At 43.1% G+C, this 16,729-nt stretch carries 18 protein-coding genes; 9 read left to right on the top strand and 9 right to left on the bottom strand.

The window, feature by feature from the left end; translation table 11 throughout:
• Nucleotides 1-49 precede the first annotated feature (49 nt).
• Nucleotides 50-358 (bottom strand): ArsR/SmtB family transcription factor, encoded by a 309-nt coding sequence (locus tag AB4298_RS13125; protein WP_220781259.1) that lies wholly within the window; start codon nt 356-358, stop codon nt 50-52.
• A gap of 200 nt (nt 359-558) precedes the next feature.
• Here AB4298_RS13125 and hemG point away from each other — a divergent pair, with 200 nt between their 5' ends.
• The gene (gene hemG, locus AB4298_RS13120) at nt 559-1,098 is read left to right on the top strand and encodes a menaquinone-dependent protoporphyrinogen IX dehydrogenase (RefSeq protein WP_249000566.1); all 540 of its coding nucleotides are present in this window, start codon (nt 559-561) and stop codon (nt 1,096-1,098) included.
• Between the two features lie 55 nt (nt 1,099-1,153).
• Here the strand turns inward: hemG and AB4298_RS13115 are convergent, their stop codons facing one another.
• The 5 genes from AB4298_RS13115 to def form a co-directional block, all read right to left on the bottom strand.
• Nucleotides 1,154-2,596, bottom strand: coding sequence for a TrkH family potassium uptake protein (locus AB4298_RS13115; protein WP_249000565.1), 1,443 nt, complete (start codon nt 2,594-2,596; stop codon nt 1,154-1,156).
• Between the two features lie 150 nt (nt 2,597-2,746).
• Entirely contained in the window at nt 2,747-4,156 is a 1,410-nt protein-coding gene (gene trkA, locus AB4298_RS13110) for a Trk system potassium transporter TrkA (RefSeq protein ID WP_249000564.1), read from the bottom strand.
• Between the two features lie 7 nt (nt 4,157-4,163).
• Complete coding sequence (gene rsmB / locus AB4298_RS13105) at nt 4,164-5,444, bottom strand: 16S rRNA (cytosine(967)-C(5))-methyltransferase RsmB (RefSeq protein ID WP_371987069.1); 1,281 nt, start codon at nt 5,442-5,444, stop codon at nt 4,164-4,166.
• Between the two features lie 6 nt (nt 5,445-5,450).
• Entirely contained in the window at nt 5,451-6,416 is a 966-nt protein-coding gene (gene fmt / locus AB4298_RS13100) for a methionyl-tRNA formyltransferase (RefSeq protein WP_249000562.1), read from the bottom strand.
• Between the two features lie 4 nt (nt 6,417-6,420).
• Nucleotides 6,421-6,933 (bottom strand): peptide deformylase, encoded by a 513-nt coding sequence (def, locus tag AB4298_RS13095; protein ID WP_249000561.1) that lies wholly within the window; start codon nt 6,931-6,933, stop codon nt 6,421-6,423.
• Between the two features lie 136 nt (nt 6,934-7,069).
• Here def and AB4298_RS13090 point away from each other — a divergent pair, with 136 nt between their 5' ends.
• The 3 genes from AB4298_RS13090 to AB4298_RS13080 all read left to right on the top strand — a co-directional run bounded on the left by AB4298_RS13090 (nt 7,070) and on the right by AB4298_RS13080 (nt 9,820).
• Complete coding sequence (locus AB4298_RS13090) at nt 7,070-8,170, top strand: LysM peptidoglycan-binding domain-containing protein (protein WP_371987068.1); 1,101 nt, start codon at nt 7,070-7,072, stop codon at nt 8,168-8,170.
• 154 nt (nt 8,171-8,324) lie between these two features.
• Entirely contained in the window at nt 8,325-9,344 is a 1,020-nt protein-coding gene (gene dprA / locus AB4298_RS13085) for a DNA-processing protein DprA (RefSeq protein ID WP_249000559.1), read from the top strand.
• Between the two features lie 2 nt (nt 9,345-9,346).
• Nucleotides 9,347-9,820, top strand: coding sequence for a DUF494 family protein (locus AB4298_RS13080; protein ID WP_249000558.1), 474 nt, complete (start codon nt 9,347-9,349; stop codon nt 9,818-9,820).
• A 77-nt stretch (nt 9,821-9,897) separates the two neighbouring features.
• Here AB4298_RS13080 and AB4298_RS13075 read toward each other — a convergent pair whose 3' ends face one another.
• Nucleotides 9,898-11,670, bottom strand: a complete 1,773-nt coding sequence (locus tag AB4298_RS13075) for a collagenase (protein ID WP_371987066.1) — start codon at nt 11,668-11,670, stop codon at nt 9,898-9,900.
• 135 nt (nt 11,671-11,805) lie between these two features.
• On the opposite strand from AB4298_RS13075, the gene AB4298_RS13070 reads away from it, so the two are divergent.
• The 3 genes from AB4298_RS13070 to hemF all read left to right on the top strand — a co-directional run bounded on the left by AB4298_RS13070 (nt 11,806) and on the right by hemF (nt 13,959).
• Nucleotides 11,806-12,369 (top strand): DNA topoisomerase family protein, encoded by a 564-nt coding sequence (locus tag AB4298_RS13070; RefSeq protein WP_249000556.1) that lies wholly within the window; start codon nt 11,806-11,808, stop codon nt 12,367-12,369.
• A gap of 87 nt (nt 12,370-12,456) precedes the next feature.
• On the top strand, nt 12,457-13,020 hold the full coding sequence (gene tsaC / locus AB4298_RS13065; protein WP_371987065.1) for an L-threonylcarbamoyladenylate synthase type 1 TsaC: 564 nt from the start codon (nt 12,457-12,459) through the stop codon (nt 13,018-13,020).
• Between the two features lie 24 nt (nt 13,021-13,044).
• Nucleotides 13,045-13,959 (top strand): oxygen-dependent coproporphyrinogen oxidase, encoded by a 915-nt coding sequence (hemF, locus tag AB4298_RS13060; RefSeq protein ID WP_249000554.1) that lies wholly within the window; start codon nt 13,045-13,047, stop codon nt 13,957-13,959.
• 155 nt (nt 13,960-14,114) lie between these two features.
• Here the strand turns inward: hemF and AB4298_RS13055 are convergent, their stop codons facing one another.
• Nucleotides 14,115-14,561: a group II truncated hemoglobin gene (locus AB4298_RS13055; protein ID WP_371987064.1), complete on the bottom strand. Its 447-nt coding sequence runs from the start codon at nt 14,559-14,561 to the stop codon at nt 14,115-14,117.
• Nucleotides 14,562-14,744: 183 nt separating this feature from the next.
• Here AB4298_RS13055 and aroE point away from each other — a divergent pair, with 183 nt between their 5' ends.
• Together aroE and AB4298_RS13045 are read left to right on the top strand one after the other, a co-directional pair.
• Entirely contained in the window at nt 14,745-15,560 is an 816-nt protein-coding gene (gene aroE, locus AB4298_RS13050) for a shikimate dehydrogenase (RefSeq protein WP_371987063.1), read from the top strand.
• A 23-nt stretch (nt 15,561-15,583) separates the two neighbouring features.
• Nucleotides 15,584-15,862: a DUF1488 family protein gene (locus AB4298_RS13045; protein ID WP_371987062.1), complete on the top strand. Its 279-nt coding sequence runs from the start codon at nt 15,584-15,586 to the stop codon at nt 15,860-15,862.
• Between the two features lie 21 nt (nt 15,863-15,883).
• On the opposite strand, the gene AB4298_RS13040 is transcribed toward AB4298_RS13045, so the two are convergent.
• Nucleotides 15,884-16,438, bottom strand: coding sequence for a gamma carbonic anhydrase family protein (locus AB4298_RS13040; protein WP_249000550.1), 555 nt, complete (start codon nt 16,436-16,438; stop codon nt 15,884-15,886).
• Between the last annotated feature and the right edge of the window lie 291 nt (nt 16,439-16,729).

The raw sequence follows: 16,729 nt of genomic DNA, 5'->3' as shown, positions 1-16,729 counted from the left end.
AAATTAGACCCAAAAAAGCCTGCTGTTTAGCAGGCTTTTTTGTTTTAGTTTATTGAGCGCAATATTTGCGATGCAGTATTGAAATAACTTCAGTGACTTGCTCATTTTTAAGAGTGTAATAAACCACTTGAGAGCTTTTACGGGTGGCAACTAAGTCTTCAGAGCGCAATACCGCTAAATGTTGTGATAGCGCTGATTGACTAAGGGGAACCGTTTTATTAAGTTCAGTAACGCTTAACTCTTTATCTAGTAATAAGCATAAGATCATTAGGCGGTATGGGTTGGCAATCGCTTTTAGCCATTTAGCCGCGCTTTCAGCATTTGTGACCATTGCACTCGCATCTATTTCTTGCTGCATACTTATGCTTACTCCATAGCCTTAAATTAGTTAATTCTAATTGAGTGGTATTGATAAAACAATATACTTCCAGATTACCATTTTAACAATTTTTGATGCCGATAATATGAGCTATACCTAATTTGTGATCCATTCTCCTTTAAAAACTGCGATTTGCTGTAACAATGTCTTTAAACAACAAATTCTCTATTGGGATTAAGATGAAATCTGTTCTGGTACTCTATTATTCACGTGGTGGTCATACTGCCAGAATTAGCCGTGCGATTGCCGACCACCTAGCGAGTGTTGGTCACAAGTGCGATATGATGCATATCAATGAAGCTAAAGCTGAAGGCATCGATTGGCAAAAGTATGATGTTGTTGCTTTGGGGGCTTGCGTACTTTACGGCACTTACCATAAGACTGTATTTGAATTTGCAGCCCAACATCAAGCTGAGCTAAATGCAAAAGCGACCAGTTTTTTTAGTGTTAACGTGGTTGCGCGAAAACCTGAAAAACGTGTTCCTGAAAATAATAAATATTTGCAGAAGTTTATTGAGCTATCGGCATGGAAACCAAACGACGTAAAAGTGATTGCCGGTAAGGTAGATTACCCATCTTGGCGTTGGTATGACAGAATGATGATCCAACTAATTATGAAGATCACCGATGGGCCGACCGATCCTAAAGCAATAATTGATTACACTGATTGGGAAGATGTGAAAGTTTACGCTGAGCACCTCGTAAGCTTAGCTAAATAGGTGACAGACTTAAAAGCCGCACTTGATGCGGCTTTTTTGTAGCTGAAAAACAGGGTTAATACTTCCAAAAGCTTGGATGGAATAATACTGCAACCGTTAAGATCTCTAAGCGTCCAAGTAGCATCCCAATTGCTAATGCCCATTTGGCCACGTCAGGTAAAGTGGAAAAGTTTCCTGCTGGACCAATAGTGCCACCTAATCCTGGTCCCACGTTGGTAACTGCGGTAATGGCGCCCGTAAAGCTAGTGACAGGGTCGAGCCCGGTAAGCACTAACACTATAGATAGCAGTACGATTACCATCACAAATAATAATATGAAGGTAACTAGGGAGCGGACAATGTCATCTTTAATTATGCGGTTGTTATAACGCTCTTTAAACACGCCATTGGGATGAAACTGTTGTTTTAACTGCTCACGCATAACCACACCGGCTATTTGGAAACGGAAGATTTTTATCCCGCCAGAGGTTGAGCCAGAACAGCTACCAACAAACATTAAAAATAGAAAGGCTATGTTGGCTAGAGCGCCCCAAGCCGTATAGTCAGTTAGGCCATAACCGGTAGTTGTCACAACGGAAACCACATTAAAGCTGGCTAAGCGTAGAGCATCTAAAGCGGCTATTTCTCTGCTACTCCAAAGCCATAATGCTAATGTGCAAGAAACAAAAATAACAAACTTTAAAAAGCCTTTTACCTGAGCGTCATTCCAAATTTTTATTGAGCGATGTTGCACCATATAAACAAACATCAATAAGGGTAAACCACCTGCCAGCATAAAAGTGGTACCAACCCAGTGAGCTTCGTTTGAAAAGGCCGCCATAGATTGGTCGGAAGTTGAATAGCCGCCAGTCGATAGGGTTGTCATGGCGTGGTTTATGGCTTGAAACCAGCTCATGCCGCTGTTGTGATAAGCAAGAAAACATAAAAAAGTCAGCAGGCAATAAACAATAAACAAATTCTTTGCCATAGATTGAGTTCGCGGTGTGGTTTTATCACTCCAATCAGACGACTCGGTTCTAAAAAGCCGCATACCACCGACATTTAAAAATGGCAGTACAGCTACCGCCATTACAATAAAACCTATGCCACCCATCCACTGCAATAGTGAGCGCCAAATAAGGATGCTGTGATCCATGGTATCTAACCCCGACAGCACTGTTGAACCTGTGGTGGTGATCCCTGACATGGTTTCAAAGAATGCGTCGGTATAATTAATGCCGTGATACAAGGTAAAAGGCATCGCTGCAAATAAGCTGACAATAACCCAAGTAAGGCAGGTTAATAAAAACATGTCGCGAATGTTGAGGTGTAACTTAGTGCTTTGGCCTTGATGCATACAAAAACTCGCAGCCGTTCCTGCAACGAGAGATGAGATCATAAAGGCGGCAACAGTTTCTTCACCATAATAAAGGGCAAAGGCACCGGGTATTAGCATAAAGCCTGTCAGTGTCGACAGGAAAATACCTAGAATAAATAGCAGTGGGCGATAGTTCAGCATAATAGGTTATACCAATCTAAGTGAGAAGATGCTCGACGAGGAGCCTTTCCTGTAGTGCAATTACCAAGTACATTGTTAGCTCCCCTTGATAACCTCGAGTTACAGGCTATAAAGGGGCAATATATTTAAGTGTTGATACAGCAACACGCTTTAAAAGAAAAAGGCGCTCGGTTGGAACAGCTTTTCAACTTCGCCAACAAACTTCTTGTTTACTAAGAAGAGAATGACATGGTCACCTTGTTCGATAACTGTTTTATCGTGAGCCATAAGTACTTCTTCATCGCGCACGATTGCGCCAATAGTCGTACCTGGTGGCAGCTTGATTTCACTAATCTGTTTACCAACAACTTTAGATGTATTTGCATCACCATGAGCAATGGCTTCAATGGCTTCAGCTGCACCGCGGCGTAGTGAGTAAACGTTACAGATGTCACCTTGGCGAATATGAGTTAGTAGAGCTGAAATAGTGGCTTGTTGTGGTGATATTGCAATATCAATATTGGCTTCTTGTACGATATCGACATAAGCCTCACGCTGGATCAACACCATTACTTTTTTCGCACCCATGCGTTTAGCTAAGAGTGCTGCCATGATGTTGGCTTCATCATCATTGGTGACCGCTATAAATACATCAGTTTGGTCGATATGCTCTTCAAGTAGTAGCTCTTGATCTGATGCGTCACCACAAAATACCGTGGTATTTTCAAGCTTTTCAGACAACTCTTCTGCGCGCTCTTGCTTACGTTCAATCAGTTTTACTGAATGATTACGCTGCAGTTGTTTGGCTAGGCCTAAACCAATATTACCACCACCAGCAATCATAATATTACGGTAGGAGTTATCGAGCTTTTGCATCTCACTCATAACCGCACGCACGTGGCGACTATCTGCAACGAAGAATACTTCATCATCGGCTTCGATAATGGTGGTTCCGCGAGGCATGATAGGGCGACCTTGTCTAAAAATAGCAGCTACCCGGGTATCAATATTAGGCATATGTTCACGCAGAGCGGCGAGGGCGTTACCCACTAATGGGCCACCGTAATATGCACGCACTGCGACTAGACTCAGTCTGCCTTCGGCAAATTCAAGCACTTGCAATGCACCAGGATATTCAACTAAGCGACCAATATAAGCGGTAACTAGCTGTTCAGGAGCAATGAGCTCATCAATAATAAAGCCGCCGCGTGGACGGTTTTCAGCGTTCTTGGTTTCGCTATCAATAAAAAGTTTATCGCGCAGACCTAAGTATTGCTCTGAGCGAATTCGGGCAATTTTGGTCGGGGTACCGTACAGTGAATACGCAATCTGGCAGGCTGCCATATTACATTCGTCACTGTTGGTTACCGCAATCAGCATATCTGCGTCTTCGGCACCGGCCTCTTTTAATACACTTGGATGAGCACCGTGACCCACAACCACTCGTAAGTCGTACTTATCTTGTAGCGAACGTAAGCGGTTTTTGTCGTTATCGACAATGGTGATGTCATTGTTTTCGCCAACTAAGTTTTCGGCTAATGTGCCGCCAACTTGTCCCGCACCCAAAATGATAATTTTCATTGCCGTACTAATCCTTCACTAGGCGAGCGTAATAAAAGCCGTCCATATTGTCTTGCCCTGGAACAATCTGCCAACCAATATCATCTGGATTAGCTTGTTCTTCGATAGGCACCAAGGTTGCATCTGGCGTTCTAGCTAAAAATGCACTGACTTGATCTCTGTTTTCCTGAGGCAATATTGAACATGTTGCATATAGGAGTGTGCCACCTGGCTTTAACCACTTCCAGCAATGATCAAATATTTGTGACTGTAATTGAGCCAACTCTTCGATGTCGTTGTTCTTTCTTAGCCACTTAATATCGGGGTGACGACGGATCACGCCCGTTGCTGAACATGGGGCATCAAGTAAAATTCGGTCAAACTGTTCGCCTTGCCACCAAGAGTCGATGTCGGCTGCATCACCATGAATACATTCGGCCTTGAGCGATAATCTATCAAGATTTTGCTGCACTCGTTCAAGACGTTTCGCGTCAAAATCAACGGCTACCAATTTAATGTTTGGTGCAAGTTCCAACAGGTGGCAAGTTTTACCGCCTGGTGCTGCACAGGCATCAAGTACCAGTTCATCACCTTGTGGAGCCAATAACGTTGCTGCCCATTGTGCGGCACCATCTTGTACTGAAGCCGCCCCAGTTTCAAAACCTGGTAGCTGCATTACATCACGCGGACTGCTTAATAAAATTGAATCGGGGCTGTTACCCGCTTCAGCTTCAATCTCTAAACCCGCTAATGCTTGTAAGTAGGTTTCTCTTGTTTGTGATTGTTGATTGTTACGCAACCACATTGGAGGGCGCTCATGGCTTTGCTCAATCACGTTTTGCCAGTTATCTGGATAAGCCTCTTTTAAGCGCTTAATGATCCAAGCTGGAGTGTTGTATGCCAGAGTGTCATTGTCAGTTGCTAAAGGCTTTTCTTGGCGTTGAATATTACGTAAAACACCGTTAACTACCTTAACTAAGCCTTCAAACTTTAACTGACGGCAGGCTTCGGCTGTTTCTGATATCGCTGCATGGCTTGGAATACGAGTGAAATACAGTTGATAGCAACCTACAAGCAATAGCTGGTGGACAATACGTTGCTTGCCTTTCATCTGCTTACTCATGCAGTCACTGACTTGCTTGTCGAGTTGTGGCAAGTAGCGCATTACGCCATAGCAAAGCTCGGCAAGTAGTGCTTTGTCTTTACCATTATCAAGGTGTCTTTGTTGATCTGGTAATGCAACTGACAGAGAAATACCCTTTTCTAGCACCTGAAAAACGACCTTCGCGGCCAAAGCTCTTAAGTTCATTGGTGATTAAGCCTCTTGATTGTCAGAACTAGCTAGCACAGTGCCCGGAGTAAACCAGTCTGCTCTTGAGTTGAGTATGTCGGCAACACTTAATGGTTTTTTGCCTGGCAGTTGCATTTGTGTAATGGTTAATACGCCATCACCTGTGGCAATACTAATACCTGCTTTATCGGCAGATAAAATAGTACCTGGTTGCTTGGAGCTTGTTTCATCGCTCACATGGCTTTGCCATACTTTTATGGTATTGCCTTCGTGCTCGTAGTGACTGACAGGCCAAGGATTGAAAGCGCGGACTTCACGCCATAATGCGCTAGCCGACTTTGACCAATCTAAGCGTGCTTCTTCTTTCGATAACTTTTCAGCGTAGTTAGCTAGTGCTTCATTTTGTTTTTCGGCAGGTAAGCGATCTTCTGCAATAGCAGCTAAGGCTTCAACAAGTGCACTCGGACCTTGCTCGGCTAACTTTTCATAAAGAGTTGCAGAGGTATCTGTATCTTCGATTTTTAGCTGAGTCTTAAGCAGCATGTCGCCGGTATCTAAGCCAATATCCATTTGCATAATGGTGACGCCTGTTTCGGTATCACCAGCCCATAATGCACGTTGAATCGGCGCTGCACCGCGCCAGCGAGGTAAAATTGAACCATGCACATTAATGCAACCAAGGCGAGGGGTGTCTAATACTACTTTTGGTAAAATAAGCCCGTACGCCACAACAACCATTATGTCTGCATTTAGCGCGGCGAGTTCAGCTTGCGCTTCTTCGTCACGTAAAGATTTTGGTTGGTAAACTGCGATGTCATTTTCAAGCGCTAGTGCTTTAACTGGGCTAGCTTGTAATTTCTTGCCTCGGCCAGCAGGTCTGTCTGGTTGAGTGTATACCGCAATTACATTGTGCTCTGAATCGATTAGCGCTTGAAGATGGCGTGCAGCGAAGTCTGGTGTTCCTGCAAAAATGACATTTAATGGTTTCAAAAATTTATCCTTGTTTTGCTTCTAGACGAGCCGCTTTTTCTAGTTTCTGTTTGATACGTTGGCGCTTTAATGGCGACAGGTAATCAACGAATAGCTTGCCTGATAAATGGTCGAGTTCATGCTGTAGGCAAATAGCGAACAGTCCGTCAGCCTCAAGAGTAAATTCTTTACCATCGCGGTCGAGTGCTTTAATTGTCACAAATTCGGCACGGTCTACTTTAGCGTAAACGCCTGGAACAGACAGGCAGCCTTCCTCATTACAAAAGTCACCGCTTTTAGCAATAATCTCTAGGTTGATGAAAACCGTCGGGCGCTCTTCATCATCTTGAAGATCCATAACGATAAGTTGGTGGTGATAATTAACTTGGGTCGCTGCCAGACCAATACCTTTCTCTTCGTACATTGTTTCGAACATATCGTCGATTTGTGTTTGAAGTGCAGAGTTAAACTCTGTGATTGGCTTGGCAACCGTACGTAATCTTTCATCTGGAAATTGTAAAACTTTTAATAAACTCATATCTAAACTCTTAACAAGTCTGTCAAAATTGAGCCAGTTAGTTATACTGACTTTTGCTAATGGCTCAATTTTAGTCGTTAGCGGCATTCAATAACAGCAAAAGCTCTACTAATACTTTAATAAAAGAGCAAATAGCATGGATACCCTGATGAAACAGTTAATATTCTTGGCTTTATTTACAATTGGTTCCACCTCTGTATTCGCTGATACGTTGACGCTTAAGTCGGGGCACCCAGACTCTTATGTGGTGAAGAAAGGCGATACTCTATGGGATATTTCAGCATCTTTCCTCAAAGATCCTTGGCGCTGGCCTAAACTTTGGGGCGTTAATCCACAAGTCGCAAACCCGCATCTAATTTATCCCGGCGATAAACTCACTTTAGTGTTTATTGATGGCGAGCCTCGTCTAGTGATGAAGCCCCATATTAGAAAGAGCCCACAGGGGCGTATTTCTGCCAAAGATGGTGCTATTCCAGCTATCGACCTTTCGCTAATTCAACCTTATTTGCTACAAAATCGTGTTGTTGATGAGGATTGGTTCGAGCTACAGCCCAAAGTCATGGGAGGCGAGAGCCCGTCTAAGTTCCATGTTGTTTCTGATATTATTTATGTCCAAGGTGAGCTGACAGTCGGTGATAAGTTGGGCGTGTATGCTGATGGACGTACATTTAAGAACAGTGATGGAGAAAACCTTGGCTTAGAAGTTATTCTATCTGCTTCGGGAAGAGTTATTGAATCAGGCCCTGTTTCTAAAGTCGAATTACTGAGTAATTTACGTGAAACGGCAGCAGGCTATCGGGTGCTGCCTATAGAAGATGATTCATTAATGTCAGCTTACTTTATGCCGCGTGCCGCACATCTAGAACAGCCTGCGTCAGTGCTTGCTTCAGGTAAAGATATTCGAGCAATGGGTAAGCTGGATGTGGTTTACCTTGATCGTGGAGCCGAAGATGGTCTTGAAACTGGGCAGGTTTTTTCAATATTTAAAGATGGCAAAGTGGTGGTGATTGATGGCGATGGCATACCTGTGCAGCCACATGATCGTAATCGTTATGAAAAAATACTTGCTAACGTCTCATCAGATAACGCAATTAAAATGCCGGACCTTTATCGCGGTAAGCTGATGGTATTCAAAGTGTTCGATAAAACCAGTATGGGTATTATATTGGTTAACGAGCGCCCTGTAAGAGTTGCTGATAAATTAGTGACACCTGACTCGCTGATTGGCAGTGAGTAGACTAAGATTAAGATAAGCTTTGATATCGATGTTGAATCGGCATTAGCATCGATTTTTTAAAGGATTATCTATTAACAATAAGCTGGTCGATTGGCTAGTTGTTTCTGCGGTATCTGGGCTAGGACCCGCTCGGATTAAACAATTATTAAACTACATGGATGTAGCAGAGTTAAAGCAAAGGTTAGCGCATGAGCCCCAAGCGTTGCCTTTGCCAGAATCGTTACTCCAGTCCTCGTTATCTCCCGATTATGCTCTGGTTGAGGCTGCATTGTCTTGGCAGCAGTCAGCCGATAATCATCACCTTGTTTGCATTGATGATCCATTTTACCCGCCATTACTAAAGCAAATTACAGATCCTCCTACTGTACTGTTTTTAAAAGGTCATATTGATGGATTACTATTCCCGAGTATCGCTATTGTTGGCAGTCGTAATGCGACCGTCGGTGGCAAGAAAGTGGCCTATGAGTTGGCAGCGCAGCTGGCTGGTCAAGGTTTATCTATTACCAGTGGTATGGCGTTAGGTATTGATGGCGTTGCACATCAAGCGGCCATTGATATAGGTAAACCTAGCCTAGCAGTTTTAGGCACCGGGGTAGATGTGGTTTACCCTAAACGGCATAAGAGTATTTATCAAAATATTCAACAGGATGGTTGTGTTATTAGTGAGTTTTGGCCAGCGGTTAAACCTTTCGCTGGTAATTTTCCGAAACGAAACCGGATTATTAGCGGTCTAACTATAGGAACCTTAGTGGTGGAAGCGGGGTTGAAAAGTGGTTCGTTAATTACAGCGCGCCTAGCTAATGAGCAAGGGCGAGAGGTATTTGCTATTCCAGGTAGTGTACTTAGTGGGCAAAGTGAGGGGTGCCATAAATTATTACGTGAAGGGGCTAAGTTGGTGGAGTCTGTTAGTGATATTTTCGAAGAAGTTACACCTTTATCGCATTATCACCTTGAAGAAGTTAAGTCGTGCCACCATATAGTGGGGGAAAGCGCCTCTGATTTGCCATTTTCCTCGCTGTTAGCTAGTGTAGGCTATGAGACTACAGCAATAAATGATGTGGTCGAGCATAGTGGAAAAACCATAGAGCTAGTATTGGAGCAATTGCTTGAACTCGAGCTGCAAGGTTGGATTACTGCAGTCCCTGGTGGTTATATAAGATTGAAGAGGAGCTAGCCATGTTTGATATCCTCATGTATTTATTTGAAAACTATGTTCATAGTGAAGTTGAACTTCTTGTTGATGAAGACGAACTGACTAAAGAGTTAACTCGTGCTGGATTTCACCAAAGCGAGATTATTAAAGCCCTTGCTTGGTTAGAGCATTTAGCTGATTTGCAAGAAGCGGGTACTCCTTATCTTTGCAATCATGATCAGCACTCATTCCGTATTTATACTGAAGCAGAGATGGAAAAGATTGACGTCGAGAGCCGTGGTTTCTTACTGTTTTTAGAGCAAATTAAAGTGCTTAGCGTGGAAACTCGTGAAATGGTGATTGATCGTGTGATGGAAATTGACGAGCCAACGTTGACCTTAGACGATTTAAAGTGGGTCATCTTGATGGTGTTATTTAATGCCCCAGGCCATGAGTCAGCCTATGAGCAGATGGAAGATCTGATCTTTGAGCAGCCGGATGGACGTTTACACTCATAAATGAGCTGAATACGATAGAACAAAGGAGGCCAGAGCCTCCTTTTTTGTACATGGATGTGCGTAAATAGGAATTATGTTTAGAACTTCAGGTGATTCTCACCATGGGCTAAATGTTTTGGCTGTAGGTAATCGCGATAGTCATACCTACCTTGCTTACGCAAACCAGATTTAGCTTTTTCTTCGCTATCATTAAAGGCATTTACCTGCGTGGTTAACCAATCTGCAAACTGTGGCTGGTGCTTGGTTAATGATGCCATCAACTGCTCATAACCTTCGAAATAGTCCGTTTTAAGGAAATGACTTAATTGGACAAAGTCTGCGTGATGGTTTTCAGCTAAGAAGCGGATAGCCATATAGCTCCATTTATAGGTTCTGTCTTGACCATCTTTATATTCAGTAGCAAAAATCTCTTCTAAAGTCGGTGCTTGTTCTAAATCGCGCTTAATTACGCGCAGAGTAGAAGGATTGTTATCGCCTTTAGCAATATATTCAGCTAAACCCTCTGACCACCACACCATCTTTGCTGGGAAGTGGCCAAATCCGCCATATTTAACGAAGTGTCCATCCAAGTAGTGGACGTATTCATGGTTGAGGTTCCATACCTTAAACTCAGGTTCAATCCACCATTGACGATAAGCAAAGAAAGTTGCTTGGTTACCGGGTTTAGATGGCGAGCCCTCAATATACATACCACCATTATCAGTATGAATATCAAAAATTAGCTGACCGTATAAATGGTATTGGCTCCAATTTTTAAAGGCGACTACTCGTAAAGCATTATTAAAATCATTTGCTGCCGGTTTATGTTCAGTGGCTAATACTTGGTGGAACGTCGACTCTTGTGAGGTGAGCTTAGTGCAGCTTTCATTGAGCTCTGCTTGATTAAGATCTTGCGCGAGAATAAACAGACTGTCAGAACAATAGTACTTGATCGGTAATACTGTTTTCAGTTCTGGAATGCGGCAAATCTCGCTATTCTCCTCACATAACTCTTGGCCCGCGAACGTATTCACGTGAAAACCTGCCGTATAGATGTCCTTAGCAGCATTACCACGCAGGCTCACGTCATTCTTAGCTATGGTTGCGACTGCAGCGTCTAAGGCCAGCTCTTGCTGTGTTGCTTCACCAGTGTCTGATGAGGGCAAGATTAGGCGATATAAAGCTAGCGCCCAATAGGCATTTGTTCGTGGCCAATCTTGGTTAGCGCGAATACTTGCAGGATTTGCTGCAAAATCGAGTAAGGCACTATCTAAACCTGTTGCAAGTAAGGTTGTAGCTAGCTCGCCGTCAACATCTTTACGGGCTTTATTGAGTAAGAAACCGTAAGCTTTTAACGTTTCTAATAGTGCGTAATCGTTAGTGCTGTTTGAGCTGGAGTTGGTGAGTTGTTTTAATTGAACATTGAGTTGTGCCACTAGTGGCGCTAGGGCAAGTGCTGCTTGGTTATCGTCAAAGTAACGGTACAGGGTAACGGCATACTGCTCTTGCAGGCGAGGCTGATCTCGTAATCTCCCTGAATCTGTTAGTTTCTGTAAGGCGCTAGCGAGTGCGTTTATGTCAGTGTCATTAAGTTCATCTGCAGGGCCGTAATAACTAAAGGCTCTAAAGTAATAAAGTAGCTTGTCGATGGTTTGAATATTTTGCTGACTTGCTAATGCCGCAGTTGCTTGTTGAAAGTCATTGATTGTGAGTAATGAGCTTTCAGGGCTAAATAACTGACTTTCAGAGGCTGAAGTAATCTGTTTGATAACTTGAGGATTGATTACGGGCTGCTCAACTGTGGCGCATCCAGATATCGAACCTAGTAGACTGACTATAATAGTAATAGCGAGCTTTGAGGCTGTATTCATTTTTATCCCTTTAGATTTATTTTTTATATTATTGAATACAATATATCATCGCTTTTTACGAAATTCTAACACTGGAATATAAAACTTAAGCGATTCCTTGGTAGAATAGCGCCATATAGATGAATTGAGATAATCATGGCTAAAATCGATCAACAACTGTTTACAACGCACGAGCACGCTCTTGAGAAAGAGTTTGAGCTTTGCCCTAAATGTGGCTGCGAGTTGTCGCTGAAACACAGTAAACACGGTGGGTTTATAGGCTGTAATAATTACCCTAGTTGTGATTACACCAGACCTTTGGTGCAACACGAATCGATTGAAACACAAGTCATTCAAGGTTCAGTTTGCCCAGACTGTGGTAGTGAATTGGCGGTTAAGTCTGGTCGTTTTGGAATATTTATAGGCTGTACTAATTATCCAGCCTGTAGTCATATTGAAAAACATGACCAAGCAGATGCAGAAGACGAGATAGCTTGCCCTAAATGTAAATCAGGTCATATTGAGCATAGAACCAGCCGTTTTGGTAAGTCGTTTTATGCTTGTAGCGGTTATCCTAAGTGTAAATTTCTAGTCAATTACCCTCCGGTTGCTGAACCTTGCCCAGACTGTGGTTTTGGTATTTTGGTTGAGCGTAAAGGAGCGGCAGGTATGCGTTTGGAGTGTCCTGAAAAGGCTTGTAAATACAAACGCGCAGTTTAAATCACCATATTAACTTTCACTAATGCCACTTTTGAGTAATCATGGCGGCATATATTTTATGGCCTAGTACAAGGTGAAGAGAGATAAATGTTAGAAGTATTGCCTGCTGACGTTGCTGAGCTTGTTATACAAGGTGGCGTTATCGCTTATCCAACTGAGGCTGTATTTGGCTTAGGTTGCGATCCTGATAATAATGATGCCATTGAACAACTATTACAGATCAAACAGAGACCTTGGCAAAAAGGCCTAATTCTCGTGGCTGGTGAGTATCAACAGTTAAAGCCATATATTGATGAGTCTCAATTAACGGCTGAGCAGTTGCAATTCGCCAAGAGCAAATGGCCAGGACCTTATACTTTTATTATGCCGATTAAGCCTGGGTTATCTAAATTGCTAAGCGGTAGCTTTGACTCTATTGCTGTGCGTGTTACAGCACATGAAGGAGTTAAAGCGCTATGTGCTGCAATCAATAAACCTATAGTGTCAACCAGTGCAAATTTATCAGGGCAAGAGCCTGCACTATCAGCTGCAAGCATCAAACAACAGTTTGACGGCATTATTGCTGGGTTAGTTAAAGGCGAATTAGGCATTCAAGCCTCACCATCAACGATTATTGATGCCAAAACAGGCACCATTTTAAGACAAGGTTAATTAGCCTCTATAAAAAGGAATAATATGAGCATCCCAGATCCGGCAGTAGTAAAAGCTTTCTTACTCGATCTTCAAAATCGTATTTGTAATGGATTAGCAGCGTTAGATGGCGTTGCAACATTTGCTGAAGATTCCTGGAAGCGTGAAGAGGGGGGGGGCGGGCAAAGCCGAGTATTAACCGGTGGTGCAGTATTTGAACAAGCTGGAGTGAATTTTTCCCATGTCATGGGGGCATCTATGCCTGCATCGGCAACGGCGCATCGCCCTGAGCTAGCTGGCCGTAGTTTTGAAGCTATGGGAGTCTCGCTAGTTATTCATCCCAATAATCCACATATTCCAACGACTCATGCCAATGTACGCTTTTTTATTGCCAGTAAAGAAGGTGCGGATCCTGTGTGGTGGTTTGGTGGTGGCTTCGACTTAACGCCTTATTACCCTTATTTAGAAGATGTAGTGGACTGGCACCAAAGTGCTAAGTCTTTGTGTGAACCTTTTGGTGAAGAGGTTTACCCTAAATATAAGCAGTGGTGTGATGAATATTTCTGGTTGCCACACCGTAATGAAACTCGCGGTGTAGGTGGCTTGTTCTTTGATGACCTTAATAAGCAAGGGTTTGAGCAGAGTTTTGCCTTTATGCAAGCAGTAGGTAATGGCTTCCTCACAGCGTATGCTCCTATTGTTGAGCGCCGAAAAGATACCGAATATGGTGAGCATGAACGTCAGTTTCAGCTATACCGTCGTGGTCGCTACGTTGAATTTAACCTGGTTTATGATCGTGGCACGCTATTTGGCTTGCAAACTGGTGGCCGCACAGAGTCGATATTAATGTCGATGCCGCCACTTGTTCGCTGGGAATATGCTTATACGCCAGAAGTGGGTAGTCCAGAGTCATTATTGTATAGTGACTTCCTTAAACCAAGAGATTGGTTAAGCCTATAATTCTATGCGTCAATCTAGGTGCGCAGGGAATATGCTTACATGCCAGAAGCGGGTAATCCTGAGGCACAACTCTATAGTGATTACCTTAAGCCTAGAGATTGGCTTAGTCTCTAAGCGAGCATAACCCTACGATAGAAACCAATGATACTAGGGTGTTATTGGTTTCGCATATGATCAGCAAGTGTTGATATCGCACTATATATCGCTTGCTGATGCTGCTGTTCTTTCACTTCTATCTCTATCGCAGCTTTCATACATACTAACCATTGATCTCGCATAGTCTCATCGACTTTAAACGGCATGTGTCTGGCACGTAGTGCTGGATGTCCATGTTTTTGCTGATACAATTGTGGCCCACCAAGCCAACCGCTTAGAAATTCAAATAGCTTTTGTTCTGACTCTTCAATTGGCGCTCTATGAATTGCGAGTAATTCTTGAGTAGCTGGGTTGCTTTGCATCTGAGCATAAAACTGATGAGCAATCGCGCGAATAACCTGTTCACCACCGATACGGTCATAGGCATTAGATTGGTTTGGGTCTCTGTCTTGAGATGTACCTTGATGACTGTCAGGCTTACCAATGATCTTTTTTAACCAGTTCATTTAATTGCTCTACTTCTACTAATGGTTTTATTTTTATAAAAGCTATAGTCAGTTTAACGAGTAACGGGTTTACTCTGCAAACTGTTGCCAGAATATCAAAGCTGAAAATAACTCCAATAGAAGCGATTGCCTAGCTGAGGATCCGAGTTACACTGTTATTTTTCATGGCAAAGAGAAATAGGTATGACTCAACGATACGCAGTATTTGGCAACCCAATTAGCCATAGTAAGTCCCCTAAAATACATACTATGTTTGCTAAAGAGACGACTCAGTCACTTACTTATGAGGCGATTCTTGCTCCTATCGATGAATTTCAGCAGAGCTTTAATGCCTTTACTGCAGCAAACGGTCGTGGCGCTAACGTTACAGTGCCATTTAAAGAGCAAGCATTTGCCTTGTGTGATGAACTCAGCGAGCAGGCAAAGCTTGCTGGTGCTGTGAATACTTTATCTGTAATGGCCGATGGAAAAATTCGTGGTGATAATACCGATGGCTTAGGTTTAGTTGCGGATCTCGAAAGAAACTTAGGCAGTCTTACTGGGCTTAATGTTCTTCTTGTTGGAGCTGGTGGCGCCGCAAGAGGTAGTGTGCTGCCATTAATTCAGGCAGGAATTGCCAAGCTTACTATCGTTAACCGCACACAAGCTAAGGCTGAAACACTCGCTGCACTTTTTTCCAGTTATGGCGAAGTAGAGGCTTTACCGATAAGTCATACGGGCAAAAACTATGATGTGATCATTAATTCAACCTCATCAAGCTTAAGTGGTGAGGTGCCTAATATCAGTCGCGATACGATTACGCCACAAACTGTTTGCTACGATATGATGTATGGCAAGCAGCCAACAGCATTCAATGTGTGGGCTAAAGCGCTGGGGGCTAAACATACCATCGATGGCTTAGGTATGTTGGTAGGGCAAGCGGCAGAAAGCTTTAATATTTGGCGCAGAATAAAGCCAAGTGTTGAGCCTGTATTAATTCAGCTACGAGCTGAACTGTAATTTGAGATAAGTTTGAGAGAAAAATGAATCAAAGTATTTTATTCCCCGATCTTCAAGACTGGGACTCGGGAAGCCAGGTTGTGGTATTTCCAGCACAGGTACAAGGGGCCAACGTTGAGTGTCGCATTAGTCTGCAAAGATTAGCCTTATTTTCATCAGAAGCACTGACGGCGGAAATCTGTGATATTGAAGCTAAAGCGTTAGCTGTATTTGATGAATACCGCTTTGATATAGAAGAAGAGGTTGAAATGCTCATCGAACAGGAGTCATTCGACGAGCAAGGAAGAGTCGTACTTATCTAAGTCGATAGTAGAAGCCGCTAATTAGCCTTCTTGCAAATATTCATTCTTGAGTCTGACGTAGTTGTCAGCTGATTGGGGCAAGAAAGCGAGTTCAGCATCTGTTAGCGGCCTTGCTTGTTTGGCTGGGCTGCCGACATAAAGAAAACCACTCTTAAGAATCTTACCTGGTGGGACTAAAGACCCCGCGCCTAAAATTACATCATCTTCTAATACCGCGCCATCAAGAATGATTGCGCCCATACCTACTAGAATACGATTGCCGACTTGGCAGCCATGCAGCATAGCTTTATGACCAATGGTGACGTCATCACCAATAATCAATGGATGACCTGCAGGTAAAGATGGGGATTTTCGAGTCACATGTAAAACAGTGCCGTCTTGGATATTAGAACGTTTACCTATGTAGATATGGTTTACATCTCCACGTGCTGCAACTAAAGGCCAAACACTGGCATCTTCATCAAGGGTGATGTCACCGACTAATACTGCAGCCTCATCGATATAAACACCTTCTTTAAGTGTCGGTACGGCACCTTTATAAGATCGTAGTGAGCTATTGTTTCTAGAGTTTGACATCTAAAAGTCCTAATTATGGTGTTTTTAGCATTATAAAGCCTAAAAAGTGGCTAGTCAGTGGGTTTTGTGAGCAAACGATTATAAAAGTTCGATTTTGTTCATTATTGCTCTTGCGCTTTAATCTCACATCCCTATAATGCGCATCCACTGACACGGCACAGCAGGCCAACTACCTAGGTAGCAAGGGACTTGCAGCAGTGTTAGAGGTTCGAGAATCGAAAGAGATTTGAACCAGGTGACAATCGCTTTAAGAGCTTCTAATGGTGTGACTTGAACAAAGAATCATCGCTT

The organism is Shewanella sp. 10N.261.52.F9, assembly GCF_041471165.1.
Taxonomy (GTDB): Bacteria; Pseudomonadota; Gammaproteobacteria; order Enterobacterales; family Shewanellaceae; genus Shewanella; species Shewanella marinintestina.
The sequence above is the reverse complement of the archived record's forward strand: the minus strand, read 5'-3'. Positions and strand labels throughout refer to the sequence as shown.

Excerpts from the sequence above, each read along its gene's own strand:
- AB4298_RS13125 (WP_220781259.1), bottom strand. The coding sequence starts at position 358 with ATGCAGCAAGAAATAGATGCGAGTGCAATGGTCACAAATGCTGAAAGC.
- hemG (WP_249000566.1), top strand. The coding sequence starts at position 559 with ATGAAATCTGTTCTGGTACTCTATTATTCACGTGGTGGTCATACTGCC.
- AB4298_RS13115 (WP_249000565.1), bottom strand. The coding sequence starts at position 2,596 with ATGCTGAACTATCGCCCACTGCTATTTATTCTAGGTATTTTCCTGTCG.
- trkA (WP_249000564.1), bottom strand. The coding sequence starts at position 4,156 with ATGAAAATTATCATTTTGGGTGCGGGACAAGTTGGCGGCACATTAGCC.
- rsmB (WP_371987069.1), bottom strand. The coding sequence starts at position 5,444 with ATGAACTTAAGAGCTTTGGCCGCGAAGGTCGTTTTTCAGGTGCTAGAA.
- def (WP_249000561.1), bottom strand. The coding sequence starts at position 6,933 with ATGAGTTTATTAAAAGTTTTACAATTTCCAGATGAAAGATTACGTACG.
- AB4298_RS13090 (WP_371987068.1), top strand. The coding sequence starts at position 7,070 with ATGGATACCCTGATGAAACAGTTAATATTCTTGGCTTTATTTACAATT.
- dprA (WP_249000559.1), top strand. The coding sequence starts at position 8,325 with ATGGATGTAGCAGAGTTAAAGCAAAGGTTAGCGCATGAGCCCCAAGCG.
- AB4298_RS13080 (WP_249000558.1), top strand. The coding sequence starts at position 9,347 with ATGTTTGATATCCTCATGTATTTATTTGAAAACTATGTTCATAGTGAA.
- AB4298_RS13075 (WP_371987066.1), bottom strand. The coding sequence starts at position 11,670 with ATGAATACAGCCTCAAAGCTCGCTATTACTATTATAGTCAGTCTACTA.
- AB4298_RS13070 (WP_249000556.1), top strand. The coding sequence starts at position 11,806 with ATGGCTAAAATCGATCAACAACTGTTTACAACGCACGAGCACGCTCTT.
- tsaC (WP_371987065.1), top strand. The coding sequence starts at position 12,457 with ATGTTAGAAGTATTGCCTGCTGACGTTGCTGAGCTTGTTATACAAGGT.
- hemF (WP_249000554.1), top strand. The coding sequence starts at position 13,045 with ATGAGCATCCCAGATCCGGCAGTAGTAAAAGCTTTCTTACTCGATCTT.
- AB4298_RS13055 (WP_371987064.1), bottom strand. The coding sequence starts at position 14,561 with ATGAACTGGTTAAAAAAGATCATTGGTAAGCCTGACAGTCATCAAGGT.
- aroE (WP_371987063.1), top strand. The coding sequence starts at position 14,745 with ATGACTCAACGATACGCAGTATTTGGCAACCCAATTAGCCATAGTAAG.
- AB4298_RS13045 (WP_371987062.1), top strand. The coding sequence starts at position 15,584 with ATGAATCAAAGTATTTTATTCCCCGATCTTCAAGACTGGGACTCGGGA.
- AB4298_RS13040 (WP_249000550.1), bottom strand. The coding sequence starts at position 16,438 with ATGTCAAACTCTAGAAACAATAGCTCACTACGATCTTATAAAGGTGCC.